This is a genomic window from Alteromonas sp. RW2A1 (assembly GCF_001886475.1).
Taxonomy (GTDB): Bacteria; Pseudomonadota; Gammaproteobacteria; order Enterobacterales; family Alteromonadaceae; genus Alteromonas; species Alteromonas hispanica.
The window spans coordinates 723,167-738,733 of the sequence record NZ_CP018031.1 but is presented as its reverse complement, the minus strand read 5'-3'; the positions used below and the strand labels follow the sequence as shown (position 1 = coordinate 738,733).

Annotated in this window: 9 protein-coding genes and 1 pseudogene; 4 read left to right on the top strand and 6 right to left on the bottom strand. The window is 43.9% G+C overall.

Annotation, left to right across the window (positions count from 1 at the left end):
* Positions 1-59: 59 nt before the first annotated feature.
* Together BM528_RS03325 and tsaD are read right to left on the bottom strand one after the other, a co-directional pair.
* Complete coding sequence (locus BM528_RS03325) at positions 60-1,355, bottom strand: alkaline phosphatase family protein (RefSeq protein ID WP_083595184.1); 1,296 nt, start codon at positions 1,353-1,355, stop codon at positions 60-62.
* Between the two features lie 43 nt (positions 1,356-1,398).
* Positions 1,399-2,412, bottom strand: coding sequence for a tRNA (adenosine(37)-N6)-threonylcarbamoyltransferase complex transferase subunit TsaD (tsaD, locus tag BM528_RS03320; protein ID WP_071978654.1), 1,014 nt, complete (start codon positions 2,410-2,412; stop codon positions 1,399-1,401).
* 367 nt (positions 2,413-2,779) lie between these two features.
* On the opposite strand from tsaD, the gene rpsU reads away from it, so the two are divergent.
* The 4 genes from rpsU (at position 2,780) to rpoD (ending at position 8,207) form a co-directional block, all read left to right on the top strand.
* Positions 2,780-2,995 carry a 30S ribosomal protein S21 gene (gene rpsU, locus BM528_RS03315; protein ID WP_012517258.1) on the top strand — a complete coding sequence of 72 codons (216 nt, stop codon included), beginning with the start codon at positions 2,780-2,782 and terminating at the stop codon, positions 2,993-2,995.
* A 561-nt stretch (positions 2,996-3,556) separates the two neighbouring features.
* Entirely contained in the window at positions 3,557-4,003 is a 447-nt protein-coding gene (locus tag BM528_RS03310) for a GatB/YqeY domain-containing protein (protein WP_071978653.1), read from the top strand.
* A gap of 142 nt (positions 4,004-4,145) precedes the next feature.
* A complete protein-coding gene (gene dnaG, locus BM528_RS03305) occupies positions 4,146-5,924 on the top strand; it encodes a DNA primase (RefSeq protein WP_071978652.1) in 1,779 nt (592 codons plus the stop codon).
* Between the two features lie 450 nt (positions 5,925-6,374).
* Complete coding sequence (gene rpoD / locus BM528_RS03300) at positions 6,375-8,207, top strand: RNA polymerase sigma factor RpoD (protein WP_071978651.1); 1,833 nt, start codon at positions 6,375-6,377, stop codon at positions 8,205-8,207.
* 236 nt (positions 8,208-8,443) lie between these two features.
* Here the strand turns inward: rpoD and BM528_RS03295 are convergent.
* The 4 genes and pseudogenes from BM528_RS03295 to BM528_RS03280 all read right to left on the bottom strand — a co-directional run bounded on the left by BM528_RS03295 (position 8,444) and on the right by BM528_RS03280 (position 15,561).
* Positions 8,444-10,062: pseudogene (locus tag BM528_RS03295) on the bottom strand (methyl-accepting chemotaxis protein).
* A 190-nt stretch (positions 10,063-10,252) separates the two neighbouring features.
* Positions 10,253-11,407 (bottom strand): topoisomerase IV, encoded by a 1,155-nt coding sequence (locus BM528_RS03290; protein ID WP_071978650.1) that lies wholly within the window; start codon positions 11,405-11,407, stop codon positions 10,253-10,255.
* A gap of 61 nt (positions 11,408-11,468) precedes the next feature.
* The gene (locus tag BM528_RS03285) at positions 11,469-11,873 is read right to left on the bottom strand and encodes a phosphate ABC transporter substrate-binding protein (RefSeq protein ID WP_071978649.1); all 405 of its coding nucleotides are present in this window, start codon (positions 11,871-11,873) and stop codon (positions 11,469-11,471) included.
* A gap of 577 nt (positions 11,874-12,450) precedes the next feature.
* A complete protein-coding gene (locus BM528_RS03280) occupies positions 12,451-15,561 on the bottom strand; it encodes an efflux RND transporter permease subunit (protein ID WP_071978648.1) in 3,111 nt (1,036 codons plus the stop codon).
* Positions 15,562-15,567 lie beyond the last annotated feature (6 nt).

The following is a 15,567-nucleotide window of genomic DNA, read 5'->3' as shown; positions in this document are numbered from 1 at the left end:
GTATTCAATTGTTCCCGTTTAGCTCTTGACTACTTGATTAGCTCTCTATAACTGCTTTTCTATAATTGCTTCTCTGCAAGTGCTTCGGATAACACTTTAAGTTCGCCATCAACAGGCGTAAAAACGTCAATCCCCATAACTTCAGCCATTGCTGGATAGACTTCTAAATTGCTGAATGTAGGCAGCATAATGCCCTTTTTAAAAGCCGGGCCAGTAGCAATAAAGGCAGCTCCCATGTCATCAAGTGTATTGAGGTAACCATGCCCACCTTTACTGATATGACCTGATGGCGTGTCGATAAACCGCGATGGTGGAGCAATTTCTAACACGATATCTCCAGTACGGTTGTTTTTTTCAAAGTACCTTTCTTGACGTTGCTTGTCAGTTAGTACGATAAACCGTCCTTTCGCTATTGATGACAGACGTGATGATTCCCCTGCTATATCTTCCTCGCTCACTTTTTCTCGTGCGTAAATATGTACCTGAGCGCCCTCACTTTCCACCAAAAAGTGGTCTGGGATAGATAGCGTTGATACCGCAATCACTTGTTCAGCATCAACGTTTGTCATGCCGTGATCTGAAACCACCACTAGGTTTACATTAATATCGAGAGCCTGAATACGCTCATAAAGCTGGCCAATCAATTCATCTACACGCTGAACGGCTGCAGTGGTTCTTTCTGAATATGGACCTTCATCGTGCCCCACCGTATCGGTAAGAGAAAAGTAGCCCGCGATAAAACGAGGCCGAGAGACTTCGGGCATACTCAGCCACTGAATAATTTGGTCAACTCGCTGTTGGTAGTCTGCATATTTCGAATAATGGAAGTGATAAGTAGGCAATGAGCCACTAATACGGGCATCAGACTCTGGCCAAAAAAATGTAGCAGCTTTAAATCCGTTTAATTCAACCAAATTCCACAAGGGCGTTGCAGTAATCCAGGTGCTATCCGATTGCCCGCTTCCCATTTTATAGTGCGCGTATCCGTCTTTAGTTGGACGCGACTTGTCAAAAAATCGATTGTTTACAATGCCATGATTTTTGGGGTGCAGGCCCGTCACTAACGAGATGTGATTGGGGAAAGTATTGGCAGGATAAACTGGCGTCATACTCTTAGCACGGACGCCCTCTTTTGCAATTTTCGCTAAATGTTTAGCCTTGTGAAGTTCGATGTAATCGTGCCTGAAGCCATCTAGGGAAATCATAACAACATGCTGCTGTGACGAGTCTGGCGAACTAAGCTCTGATTTCGCTGACGAGGGCAACAACAATGCAGAAGCTTGCAAATGACCGCCTACAACCAAACACGTAAGAAAGGTGAATATAGATGTAGGCATTGCCCTGAACTTAAACATTTTTTGAGTCCTTGTTATTAAAAAATTAAGCGCAGTAGATAGTCTAAACGGCCGTTAAGGTATCTAGCGGCCATCTTGGTTTAGCCTGCGAACTAAGGTCAAGTATCTCGCCCGCCTTCAACCTTTGCATACCCGCGTAAGCTATCATGGCGCCATTGTCGGTGCAGTATGCCAAACCCGGATAAAAAACCTCACCGCTGAGCTCGCTCATCAATGACTTCATTTTGTCTCTTAACATATGATTAGCGCTCACCCCGCCAGCAATCACTAAGCGATTCATGCCCGTTTGCTCTAAAGCGCGTTTGCATTTAATGATTAAAGTGTCGACAACTGCCTCTTGAAAAGCATAAGCAATATTCGCCTTCGTGGCTTGTGAGTCATCTGCGGCTCGAATGGTATTCGCGGCAAAAGTTTTAAGACCGCTAAAGCTAAAGTCTAGACCAGGTTTATCTGTCATTGGACGAGGAAATTTGTAATGACCCGGCTCCCCTTTTTCCGCAAGCTTAGCTAGCAAAGGACCGCCAGGGTAATCTAAGCCCAGCAACTTTGCTGTTTTATCAAACGCCTCACCGGCCGCATCGTCTACAGATTCGCCGAGCACTTCATACTTCCCGATTCCCTCTACCTTGACTAACATTGAATGACCACCAGAAACCAATAAAGCGATAAACGGAAATTCTGGGGCATTTTCTTCTAACATAGGTGCAAGTAAGTGTCCTTCCATGTGGTGGACACCTACCGCAGGAACTTGCCATGCATACGCCAAGGAACGTCCTACCGACGAACCAACAAGTAGTGCGCCTATAAGGCCTGGACCTTGAGTAAACGCAACACCATCAATATCCCGTGGCGTTGTGTTTGCGTCTACAAGGGCTTTTTCGATAAGAGGAATGATTTTACGAACATGATCTCGCGATGCTAACTCTGGAACCACGCCACCATAGTCTGCATGCAGCTTAACTTGGCTATAAAGCTCATGTGACAATAAACCTTGCTCATCATCGTAAACAGCTATGCCGGTTTCGTCACACGATGTCTCAATTCCTAAAATTCGCATTAAGCGCTCACCTTCTTAAAACAAAAACAAATAATTTTACTGGCGATCTTCGGCGATCATCTTTATGATCCACCCGTGATTATCTTTCTAACCCGAAATTCCGACCCCTTACACGCTTTAAAAAGGCAGCGTTAGGGCCTGAATGTTAGTGGCCTATACATCTTAGGCGCAGAGTTTACCTGTAAACCAACATTCATGGAATGCTAGCAAAGGAGTAAATGCACGATATTGGCTAATTTTTAGCAATTCATCCTTTACTTTCTTCGCAGAAATGATTAGAATTTCGCACCATTTTTAACCCGGGTGGCCTTTTTAGCGCACAATTTTACCCGGATATACACAGTAAAGTTTTGAGGTGAGTGTTTAAATGCCTATCGTTAAAGTTAGAGAAAACGAGCCGTTTGATGTGGCGCTGCGTCGTTTTAAGCGTTCTTGTGAAAAAGCAGGTGTTCTATCTGAAGTTCGTCGTCGTGAATTCTTCGAAAAACCTACGTGGGAACGCAAGCGCAAGAAAGCTGCCGCTAAAAAGCGTCATCTTAAGAAGCTAGCTCGTGAAAACGCACGTCGCGTAAAACTCTACTAAAACAGGGTTATTTACGAGTCTGAAAGGTGTTGCAATTGCAGCACCTTTCGCGTTTCTGAGGCTTGATTGTTTAAAGCTCCTTTATATTAGAAGAGTCATATTAGAAGAGTCATATTAGAAACGCCGCTTTGTATTAGAAACAGTTCTGTTGCTAATATTGCCTTATTCAAAATACAACTCTATTTCAGTCTATCCCTAATATCTAGTAGTTCCTACCTTGTGATGTCTTAGGCATTTAAAGTTCTATTTGCTCTGTTCTCTTTTTAGTATCTCTTCTATTTTCTTTAATCTATTTCTTTATTTTGCAGTGTCTTTACTACTTGTTTTGCTATGACCTTTAAACAGCGCCTATAGGTATGACCTTTAAGTACGTCGCTTAGTAAGTACGCAGCTTGGTAAGTAAACCGATTAGTAAGTATGCCGCTTGGCAAGTACGCCGCTTAGCTAGCTAAGAACGAATATAAATGTAAGATAGGCACTATCGTTTGATAACGCTTCCATTTATTATTCTATTCATTATGCTTGTAGCAATATAATCAAATAGACACGACGGAACACATTATGGCACTTATTGACGATTTAAAATCGGCTCAAAAAGACGCAATGCGCGCAAAAGAGAAGCTTCGCTTAGGCACTATTAGAATGGCTCTAGCTGCCATTAAACAAAAAGAAATAGATGAGCAGATTACGCTGGACGACGCCACTATTTTAGCGGTACTTACAAAAATGGTTAAACAGCGTCAAGATGCCGCGGCTCAATTTGACGCTGCAGACCGCAGAGAGCTTGCAGATAAAGAGCGCGAAGAAATTACTTACATCGAGGACTTCTTACCTCAGCCTTTGACCGACGACGAGCTTAATGCATTGATAGACGACGCCATGGCCTCAACTGGTGCCTCTGGCATGCAGGATATGGGCAAAGTAATGGGTGTACTCAAACCTAAGGTACAGGGCCGCGCAGACATGGGCGCTCTGAGTGGGAAAATTAAGGCGCGTTTAAACGCCTAAGCTTGTCGCTAACAGCCCGTTGATATCAGCGGTTGAAAATGATCGCTAAAATTACCGCGTTGAATTTTACAACGCGGTAATACGTTCTCATTACTATCTATCCCTGTTAAAGTAACCATCGTTTAATTGACACGAATCCCTCATGGCCGGAAAAATACCTCGCGACTTTATTGATGACCTACTATCTCGTACTGATGTAGTCGAGATTGTAGATAGTAGAGTTAAATTAAAAAAAGCTGGCAAAAATTATCAGGCTTGCTGCCCTTTTCACAATGAAAAGTCGCCATCTTTTACGGTCAGTCAAGACAAGCAGTTTTACCATTGTTTCGGTTGCGGGGCCCATGGCAACGCCATTTCATTTATTATGGAGTTTGACCGACTCGAATTTGTCGAAGCCATCGAAGATCTCGCTCGTTATCACGGCTTAGAAGTGCCTCGCGAAAAAGGCAGCCGCCCGGCAATGAGCGAAGAAAAAAAGCAGCAGCTGCAAGATGACTATTCCCTCATGGAACAAGTCACACGTTTTTTTCAACATCAACTACGCCAAAACGGAAACAGCAAGAAGGCAATCGATTATCTTAAAAACCGCGGTCTAAGCGGTGACATTGTGAAGCAATGGGAAATAGGATACGCACCTGATGGGTGGAGTACGCTTCTCGACACGTTTGGTAAAAGCCCGCAACAGATCAAACAGTTAATCGACTTGAGATTAGTCAATCAGAATGACCAAGGCCGCACATACGATTTCTTTCGCGACCGGATAATGTTTCCAATAAGGGATAAGAGGGGGCGAGTTGTTGGCTTTGGTGGGCGCGTATTAGAGGATGGCGGCCCCAAATATCTTAACTCACCCGAAACCCGAATATTTCACAAAGGTAACGAGCTTTTTGGATTTTATTCTGCTCGTCAGCAAAATCGGCAGTTAGACACTGTCGTTGTGGTTGAGGGTTACATGGATGTTGTCGCTCTAAGTCAATTTGACATCAACATTGCTACCGCTGCACTTGGTACAGCCACGACACTAGAGCATATTCAGATGCTAGTGCGCGCAACCCCTCATATTGTTTGCTGTTACGACGGCGACCGCGCTGGACGCGAGGCTGCTTGGCGGGCATTAGAAAATGCGTTACCCGCCTTGAAAGACGGTGTACGTCTGTCATTTTTATTTCTTCCCGACGGTGAAGACCCAGACACCATGGTTCGTCAAATAGGTAAAGATGCATTCTTAGACATGCTAAATGGCGCTATGCCTTTGTCTCGATTCTTTTTTGAAAACCTACTTAAAAGCCATAACGTTGGTACTGCCGAAGGTAAAATTGCGCTGAAAAAAGCGGCCATGCCGCTTATCGAGTCGACTTTAGGGGCTGAGCAAAAAAACATGCTGCTTGAAGAGCTCGCCAAACACACCGGAGAGTTCGATAGGTTTAAACTACAGCAAGACATTTCTAAAGCGAACCAAGGAAATAAAAAAGCGTACTCTCCCAATCTCACACAGGTAAATAAACCCAAGTTATCACCGCTGAGAATGCTCATCCGTTTACTTTTAGACGCCCCTCAGCTGGCGACAAAATGCAACGATGTACAAATAGAAATATTTGCTGGAAGCAATGCTGCTGGCATGGATTTGCTTCAAGATGTACATGCCTATTGTGTAGCAAACCCAAATGCAAAAACAAGCCAGCTTGTTGAAAACTTCCGCGAGCACCCCCACTCTACTACTATCGCAAAGCTTTTATTACAAGAGCATTTGGTAAAGGATGAAGACGCAGAACGCGTTTACAGCGATAGCTTTGCTCGCTTGCTCGACGCCCATTTAGAGAGCCGTATAGAAACACTGATTTCGCGCTCCAGAGTACAAACACTCAGTAGGGCAGAGAAAGAAGAGTTAACGCTATTGATGAAAGAGCGACAAAATAGCTAGAAAACTATAAGTGCACTTTTACTCGTAATTTTCTGCTGGCTTGCGTTTAGGCTACGTATTAATAAACGTATTGCCGAACGCACTCGTAAACACGGGAGTTGCAAATAACCGTTGTTTAAAAAATCAGCCGACATTCTGGTAAAACCACTGCAAATTCTGCTATACTGGCTAATTCGCTGCGTTCGGTGGTTATTTGCGTTTTTTGTAGGAAATATCACAAAAAAACAGTCAAAAACCTGAACAAAAAAGCAGCAATGTGAGTAACCAATATATAGCCGATAACACGAGCAGAACCAAACTCGGGCGGATGCGCATCGCATACTAAGCGTCGCATTGGGCAGATACGGCATTGATACGAACACCAGTACTCCAGCAGACAAGATGAACCATACGGTTATTTATATTGTCTTGTCTATTGCAAACTAATTGAATGTGAGAAGTGTAGGTTATATGGCGCAAAGCAAGCAGTCTCAGATTAAGCTCCTGATTGCAAAAGGTAAAGAGCAAGGTTATTTGACCTTTGCAGAAGTTAACGACCACCTGCCGCAAGATATTGTCGATTCTGATCAAATCGAAGACATTATCCGCATGATTAACGACATGGGAATTCAAGTATCTGAATCAGCTCCTGATGCAGATGAACTTCTCATGCAAGAGGCAAATGCAGACGAAGACGCAGCAGAGGCTGCCGCTCAAGCACTTGCCACAGTAGAAAGTGAAATAGGCCGCACCACAGATCCAGTGCGCATGTACATGCGTGAAATGGGTACGGTTGAACTATTAACACGTGAAGGCGAAATTGAAATTGCCAAGCGTATTGAAGATGGCATTAATCAGGTTCAGTGTTCTGTTGCAGAATACCCAGAAGCCATTACATACTTGCTCGATCAATGGGACCTCTACGAAGCAGAAGAAATTCGCCTAAGCGATATTATCTCTGGTTTTGTTGACCCGGATGACGATCAAGACCTCGCCCCAACCGCAACGCACATCGGTTCTGACCTTTCAGAAGAAGAGTTAGAAGACGAAGATGATGATAGCGATGATGAGGACGAGGAAGAAGAAGACACTGGCGTAGATCCTGAACTTGCAAGAGAACGCTTTGACGAACTTCGCACTCAGTACATCAAAACTCGTGATGTAATTGAAAAGAAAGGTCGTTCGCATGCAGAAGCACGCAAGCAAATCAACGCACTAAGCGACATCTTCAAAGAATTCAGACTTGTTCCAAAGCAATTTGATCGCATGGTGAAAAACATGCGTCACATGATGGACAAAGTGCGCATTCAAGAACGTCTCGTTATGAAGTTCTGCGTAGTGAATGCAAAGATGCCGAAGAAAGACTTTATAAAAGCTTTCTCCGGCAACGAAACATCGACAGCATGGCTTTTTGAAGCAGTTAAATCTGGTGCTCCGTACTCCGATGAGCTAGCGATACACCAAGAAGAAGTTGAACGCTGCATAAGCAAGATGAATCAGGTTGAACAAGAAACCGGTCTAGTTATCGCAGACATTAAAGACATTAACCGTCGTATGTCTATTGGTGAAGCGAAAGCCCGCCGTGCGAAGAAGGAAATGGTGGAAGCTAACCTTCGTCTTGTTATTTCAATTGCTAAGAAATATACCAATCGCGGACTTCAGTTCCTCGACCTTATTCAAGAAGGTAACATTGGTCTTATGAAAGCAGTTGATAAATTTGAATACCGCCGTGGGTATAAGTTCTCAACTTATGCAACGTGGTGGATTCGCCAGGCTATTACTCGCTCAATTGCAGACCAAGCACGTACTATACGTATACCGGTTCACATGATTGAGACGATTAACAAGCTAAACCGTATTTCTCGCCAAATGCTGCAAGAGATGGGACGCGAGCCAACACCAGAGGAACTATCGGAGCGCATGTTAATGCCTGAAGATAAGATTCGAAAAGTGCTTAAAATCGCTAAAGAGCCTATTTCAATGGAGACGCCGATTGGTGACGATGAAGATTCACATCTTGGTGACTTTATTGAGGACAGCACGATTGTGCAGCCTCTAGACTCGGCAACCGGTGGAAGCTTAAAAGGTGCAACTCAAGAGGTGTTAGCGGGTCTTACAGCTCGTGAAGCTAAGGTTTTGCGTATGCGTTTTGGTATCGACATGAATACTGACCATACGCTTGAAGAAGTAGGCAAGCAATTTGACGTTACCCGTGAGCGTATTCGTCAGATTGAGGCGAAAGCATTGCGTAAACTTCGTCACCCAAGTCGCTCTGAACAGCTTCGTAGCTTTTTAGACGAGTAGCCTCAAGAGAAACAGCAATCAAATATTGCTAAAGTAAATAAACAGAATCCTCGGCGTTTGCCGGGGATTTTTTATTTGCGCAGTTATTTATATATGTTTACGTCTTTCTTTGCGTATTTGTATGTTGAAATACCCCTTCGTGAATGCCTTCGTACTGCTTGGTAAATCGAATCCTCAACCAAAAGTTAGACATTAAAAAACCTCCAACAGGAGGTTTTTATGAAACTAGATACGTCTTAAACACGGAATTGTTTAGCAATCGATTCTAAGTGCTGAGCCAAGTTTGCAAGCTCGTTACACATACTGCCAAGCTCGCCGGAGCGACTGGACGTTTGCTCTGTACGCTCATGAATTTCATCAACATGACGCACGATGTCGATAGCCACTGTACGTTGGTCTTCAGTATTTTTGGCAATTTGCTCGTTCATATTATTAATACGACCGATTGTGCTAGTAATAGTCTCTAGGCTTATACCCGCCTTGTTCGCGGTTTCTACGCTATTTGATGCTTGCTCTGTTCCTTTCGCCATTACTTGCACGGCCGATTTAGCCGCATTCTGCAGCTGCTCAATAGTGTTTTGAATTTCTTCGGTAGATTGCTGCGTTCTTGAAGCAAGAGTACGTACCTCATCAGCAACAACCGCAAAACCACGACCTTGCTCGCCTGCCCTAGCAGCCTCAATAGCCGCATTCAGCGCTAGCAAATTAGTTTGTTCTGCTATGCCTTTAATAACGTCTAAAACCGACCCGACTTTGTTTGAATCAGATTCTAAGCGCGCAATGACATCTGCCGTTTCTCTAACGTTGTCCGCTAAGTGCTGAATACTGGTCACTGTTTGTTGAACAATTTGACGTCCTTCACTAGCTGCATCAGTCGCTTCGTTTGCATCGTTTGCCGCTTGGGCCGCGCTTTGCGCTACACCATCTACAGAACCGCTCATCGTATCAACTGCTTGTTTCGCGTTAGTCGCTGAGCGTTGTTGCACATCAATGGTACGCTGCGTTTCTTCAGTCACACCGCGTAGGTTTTGGGCTAAATTAGACAGAGGCAGACTTGCTTCAACCACGTCTTTTACGACGCCTTGAAGTTTGTCCATGAATTGATTGAACCAATAAACAAGGTCGCCAATTTCATCTTCGCTTTTTGTTTCTATGCGAACGGTTAAGTCACCGTTTTCTTGCGCTATATCTTTAAGTGAGCGCACCACATCATCAATACTCTTCTTGATACCGCGAACGATGGGAACTGCTGTGGCAAACAAGAGAATTGTTACTACTATCGCTAAGATAATGCCCGTACTAATTAGCGAAGTGTTAGCAGAGTCAGTGTTTTTGAATGCTGTTTCAAAAGCATTCTGTTGATCGTCTCTAAAGCGAGTCATTGCAGCAATTACGCCATCGTACGACTCGTTCATCTGACTAGACAGTTGTCCAATTCGGCTGAAATCGGCAGTTCCATTTACCATAGACTGAGATACATCAAACGCAACTTTGAAATAGTCGTCAAAGCCCTCTGAAATTTTAGCCATATCCGAACGAAATTCGGGCTGATGCCCCCAATTTGGTTCATGCCTGATTTAGCCTCTTTTGCCAACGTTTGAGCTGCTGTTAGCGTATCTTGGTCGCCCGTTGTCACTGCGCTAGATAAGGTATCTCTTACCTTTTGCATTTCGACAAGGGTTGAGGCTGATAATTGAAGTGCTGGGAACTGTACTTTTTGTACTTTTTCTAGAATTGCGTCGTTGTTTAATGCAGTGTAAATAGTGATTAATAGATAAATAACAAAGCTCAAAACCGCAATCCCTGGTATCAGGAAAATTTTTGACGCTATCGGCATTTTTTTAAGAAAACTCATTTGCTATCTCTCTATTTTTATTCATCGTCCAACAATAGTTAGGTAACCACTAACACGACGCTTCTAATGTTATTTATCTACTGCATTTTTGAATACTTTAGCAAATACTCCAACGAATACTTAAATAAAGCCTTAAAAACTTTGACAAATAATTGGGGCTCAGCAAAAAAGTCTGAGCCCCACTAGCGTTTTAGAATGTGTAGTTTACGCCAACTTTAAGCAAGGTTGCATCGTTCAAGTCATTTAAGTCATCGCTGTACCAGGTTACATCGGCTTTTACCGCAAGACCTGGCTCGACATCGTAACGTAGGCCTGCTGTTACTGCTGACACGTCTAGGTTTTGCTGAGCAGCAATACCACTTGCTGCTTGATAGATACCAGACCAGGTAGCATCTGTAACAGCATCACCAGAGGAAATTGTTGGTGGAAGTGCTGCAACTAAACCAAGCTGCGCACCGTTGTCCGCCTCTTCAACTTCATAAGTGATATGCGGAGTGAATTTACCAAAGCGTAAACCAGCAGTCACATACCATGCTTTGTTGTCGGCAATAACAGAACCATCAACTTCTGTTTGCGTGTATTCTGCACCCACAAACCAATCGTACTTATCAACACCAACGGCTACTTCAAAGAAAGTACCGGTGTCTTCTTCTACGCGTAAACCAGTCGCTAACGCTGATGCACCAGGAACAAAAGCACCAAATTGACCCGCGCCGTCAACAAACGCATCAAATTCTGGGTTTGCAGCACTTGTTTTACCAGTTGCTATTAAAGTACGAGCACTAAACCAATCTCTTGTTGCTTCAAAAGATAACGCCAAAACGTTATCTAGGGTTAACGCAGCAGGAGTTCCAGAAATAGTGGTGTCTGCTTGAGCACGACCTGTAGTGAACTGTGCGCCATACTCCCAATCGCCTGCATAGTTGGCATAGTCAACTCTTACACCATCAATGTTGTTAAAGTCGATACCGTAAACAGCGTCTGGTGGCGTTAACCAGTGATAAGAGTAACCCACATCTAAAGATGCAGAGTATTTGAATAACGGCAAACGGATTCGGCCAGCACTAATACTAGTAGTATTAGATAAGCTATATGTCATGTAGGCCCATTCGAAATCAGCGTTGTAATCGTCTCTACCCCGCCCTACAACTTGTGCTGTGGCAGACAGTTTATCGCTAATTTCACCGCGAACTTGCAAACCAAATACACTTGCTGGGTCGAAGCTAACGTCGCTGTTGTAATCATAAACCGATTCGTCGTCATCCAGTGTCATACCAGCGATAAGGTTGGCAAAACCGTTAATTTGAACGTCTGCTATAGCGGGAGCGGCCAAAAGACTAGCCATTGAGAAGATAGCAAGTTTTGTTTCATGCTTGTTCCTTTAAATTCAGTGTAATTCGGTAAAATTAAAACGTGGCTACAACGCGTACGCTGTCATTCACAGCACCAGCATCAACGTAGCCTATGGCGCCAGGATTTCCCGCCTCAGTGGAGAGCACTTCTGCATCGCTACCAAGCGATTTTGGCGGTTGGCCTTTCCCTGTAAATACAAGCTTCGACCAAAACGCTGTTAATTGTGATGCCGTTTTATTGAGAACTTTACCGTTAAATTCGTCGGTAACTGCGTTACCTTCCGCTAGCGCTACAGGCTCAGCGCGAGTTCCGTTAGGAAATGCTTTGGCTTTGTTTAAGAACAATCTACTGATCGTTGCTTTGTCTAACGAATCGCCATTACTTGGATGAACAACAACCGCTACATCTGCGAATGCCATATTGCAGCAAAGGCTCGCTGCGAGTATCCATTTTTTCATAATTATCCTCTTAACTTTGTCGCGGTGATATATCACCGCTTCAATTATGCTTAGCCCACGTTTTGCTCGTGTGGCAAAACCAGTGCTGGGTAAAACAAAGCGCAATCGTAGCTTCAATTACACAATTGCCTAAGTATTGGTCACAAATGGTAATATCGCCAACAAAGCTACTAAGTTTTTAGATTCGAAAAATGAAGAACTTACGTTTGAAGGCTTGTGATGGCGCGCAGTTTAATGCGCGAGAGATTTTAAACAACTAGACGAATGACTAATAGCGCTACTTAGTGGTTGGATCAGTGTTTAAAAAAATAAAAGAAAGAATACGATTAAAAATTTAAACTATAAAAATCAGATAATTAACTAAAACCAGCTATTTTAATAGGGCATCAAAACCCATATGGAAGTATGAAAAAACATACCAAAAGCCTAGCTGACGTATAATGCACTATACGAATACTTCTGACATATTAAATGTAAGCGGGATATCAAGCTGGCAACAAGCACTTAAACTACATCCCACTTAATCATCACCTAGCACACTCGACTCAGCTAACTCAGCAAGCAAATCGACAGGAAACTATTCAACATCACCCTTTTTGTATGGAATCTCTTTGTGCAACCGTTCTATCTCTTGAGTGCGCTTAAGCGGTGAACTTGTATTTCTGGCAAGCCAACTGTAAGCCGTTGGTACAACGTACAAGGTCATGAAGGCCGATACTAAGACGCCTGAGAATATCACCATACCTATTACCATTCGGCTTTCTGCGCCAGGCCCGGTGGCAAGAACCAGAGGTAGCGCACTAAACACCGTAGTAAAACCTGTCATTACGATAGGACGAAGCCTTTGGGTAGCCGCTCTTTTTAGGGCCTCTTCAAAGGCCATGCCGCTATCGCGAAGTTGGTTCGCAAATTCAACAATTAAAATACCGTTCTTCGCAGCTAGCCCAATAAGCATGACTAACCCAATCTGACTATATATGTTTATCGTCATGCCCGAGAAAAACAGCCCAATATAAGCACCTACAAGAGCCAGAGGCACCGTAAGCATAATAACGAGAGGATGCACCCAACTTTCAAATTGTGCGGCCAAAATAAGATAGGTGATTGCTAATGCAAGCATGAAAACATAAATAAAGGAACTACCGGCTTCTTGATAGAGCTGTGACTCGCCTTTGTAGTCAATGGATACGGTGTCAGGAAGCTCTGTACGAACAATGTCTTCTAAATAAGTCAGTGCCTGACCTAGCGTGTAACCCTCGGCTAAGTTTGCCGATATAGTAACAGCGCGCATTCGGTTATAACGGTTTAGACGAGACGAAGTAGCCTGCTCCTCAAAAGTCAGTAAGTTATCCATAGGAACCAATTCGCCGGTTCTTGACGAACGCACATAGAGGTTTTCTATGCTGTTTGGGCTTCTAAAGTCGTCTTCAATACCTTCTAAAATAACATCGTATTCCTCTCCTCTATCTAGGAAAGTAGATACTCTGCGCTGACCCAGCATAACTTCTAAGGTGCCACCGATATCACTAATAGAAACACCGAGATCTGCGGCTCTATCGCGGTTAATGTTAACTAGCAACTGAGGTGACGTTTCTTTGTAATCTGAATCTAATCGAATAAGCCCGGGGTTTTCAGCGGCTTTTTCAAGTACCGTATCTCGCCATGCAACAAGGTTTTCATAGGTATCGCCTTTTAAAACAAATTGCACTGGTCTTCCGAACCCGCCCCCAGATACACCACTTCGCATAATCGAAAAGGCTCTTACATCAGGTACCGTAGTTAATTTTTCGCTTAACTCATCCATAAGTTCAAAGGTGCTGAAATCTCTTACATCCCAATCTGCTGAACCTACAATGGCAATACCTGCATTGCCACCAAAGCCCGGTGTTCTTACTAGCAAACGATTAATTTTACCGTTTTCCCGATAGGGCATTAAGATATCTTCAATTTGCTTTAGGTTTTCAGCATTACTTTTAAAACTCGCCCCCTCCTGCGCATTCATAAGAATAAAAAAGTTACCCCTATCTTCTTTTGGTACAAACTCGCTGGGCACTTTTTCTGAAAATTGAATAATAGCGATGACTGCAAAAACGAGTAACAGCAACATTAATATTGGCTGATGTAAGGTTTTCCCCAAACTTTGAAAATAACGGTTTTCGAGCGCCGAGAAACGCTTATCCATCCAACTTCCGAAACCAGATGCTCGCTCACGCTTTTTAAGTATTTTCGACGCCATCATAGGTGTTAGCGTTAGGGCAGTGAAACTGGAAAATGCCACAGCGGCAGCAATGGCCAATGCAAATTCAGTGAATAAACGTCCAATGTTCCCCTCCAAAAACACAAGAGGTACAAATACCGAAATCAGCACCAATGTAGTAGCAATAACGGCGAAACCAACTTCTTTGGCCCCCCGATAAGCAGCTAAAATAGGGGGCTCGCCCAACTCAATTCTGCGATAGATGTTTTCTAACACCACAATAGCATCGTCTACTACTAGTCCTATGGCCAGCACCATGGCCAGTAGTGTTAAGAGGTTGATTGAAAACCCAAGGGCATACATAACAATGAATGCAGCAATAAGAGATACCGGAACGGTGACCGCAGGAATAAAGGTAGCGCGAACATTCCCCAGAAATAGATAAATCACTACCACCACCATAAGCATAGCAATGGCAAGGGTTTCATAAACCTCATCAATAGAGGCCTCAATGAAAACCGAGGAGTCGTAGCTAGGTACAATAAAAATGTTATCTGGCAGAGATGCCTCTATTTTTGCTATTTGTGCCTTTGCCGCACGTGCTACTTCAAGGGTATTCGATTTAGATTGCTTGATAATGCCAAGACCAATCATGTTTACGCCGTCGCCGCGAAACTCGGTCTCATCATCTTCTGCAGTTAACTCAACATTGGCTATTTCGCCTAGTCGCACCAGATAGCCGTTATCGCCTACCGCCACAGTGAGGGCAGCAAAATCTTCAGGGGTTAAAAAGGTTCGGGCTACCCTTACTTCAAAATCACGGTCGACAGACTCAACTTCGCCGGCGGGCAGTTCAACGTTTTCTGCGCGAATAACTTGCTCTACATCGCTAACGGTGATGCCCCGGGCAGACATAGCGGTTCTATCTAAAAACACTTTCATGGCATAGCGGCGACCACCGCCAATTTGCACCCGCGCAACGCCATCAACAATGGAAAGCCTATCAACGAGGAAGCGCTCTGCGTAGTCGGTCAATTCCATTGTGTTTAGGTTTGTACTTCTCAGGTTGTACCACACCACGGCGCTCTCATCGGAGTTAGCCTTTGACACTTCAGGCGGATCTGCTTGGTCCGGTAGATTATTTAATGCGCGACTCACGCGCTCCCTTACATCATTGGCCGCAGCATCAATATCGCGAGAAAGCTTAAATTCAATTGTGATGTCAGAACGACCGTTGCGCGAAGTAGAGGTAACGTTTTTTATACCCTCTATACCCGATATACGGTCTTCTAGAAGTTGGGTTATTCGAGTTTCAACAATATTTGCCGATGCACCAGCATAGGTGGTATTCACCGACACTATGGGTGGATCGATATCGGGGTATTCACGAAGTGACAGCATAGAAATAGCAACAACGCCAAATATCACTAACAGTAAATTGATAACCGTTGCAAAAACGGGGCGTTTAACTGAAACGTCAGACAATAACATGGTGCG

Coding starts and splice junctions, on each gene's coding strand:
- BM528_RS03325 (WP_083595184.1), bottom strand. CDS start 1,355: ATGTTTAAGTTCAGGGCAATGCCTACATCTATATTCACCTTTCTTACG.
- tsaD (WP_071978654.1), bottom strand. CDS start 2,412: ATGCGAATTTTAGGAATTGAGACATCGTGTGACGAAACCGGCATAGCT.
- rpsU (WP_012517258.1), top strand. CDS start 2,780: ATGCCTATCGTTAAAGTTAGAGAAAACGAGCCGTTTGATGTGGCGCTG.
- BM528_RS03310 (WP_071978653.1), top strand. CDS start 3,557: ATGGCACTTATTGACGATTTAAAATCGGCTCAAAAAGACGCAATGCGC.
- dnaG (WP_071978652.1), top strand. CDS start 4,146: ATGGCCGGAAAAATACCTCGCGACTTTATTGATGACCTACTATCTCGT.
- rpoD (WP_071978651.1), top strand. CDS start 6,375: ATGGCGCAAAGCAAGCAGTCTCAGATTAAGCTCCTGATTGCAAAAGGT.
- BM528_RS03290 (WP_071978650.1), bottom strand. CDS start 11,407: ATGGCTAGTCTTTTGGCCGCTCCCGCTATAGCAGACGTTCAAATTAAC.
- BM528_RS03285 (WP_071978649.1), bottom strand. CDS start 11,873: ATGAAAAAATGGATACTCGCAGCGAGCCTTTGCTGCAATATGGCATTC.
- BM528_RS03280 (WP_071978648.1), bottom strand. CDS start 15,561: ATGTTATTGTCTGACGTTTCAGTTAAACGCCCCGTTTTTGCAACGGTT.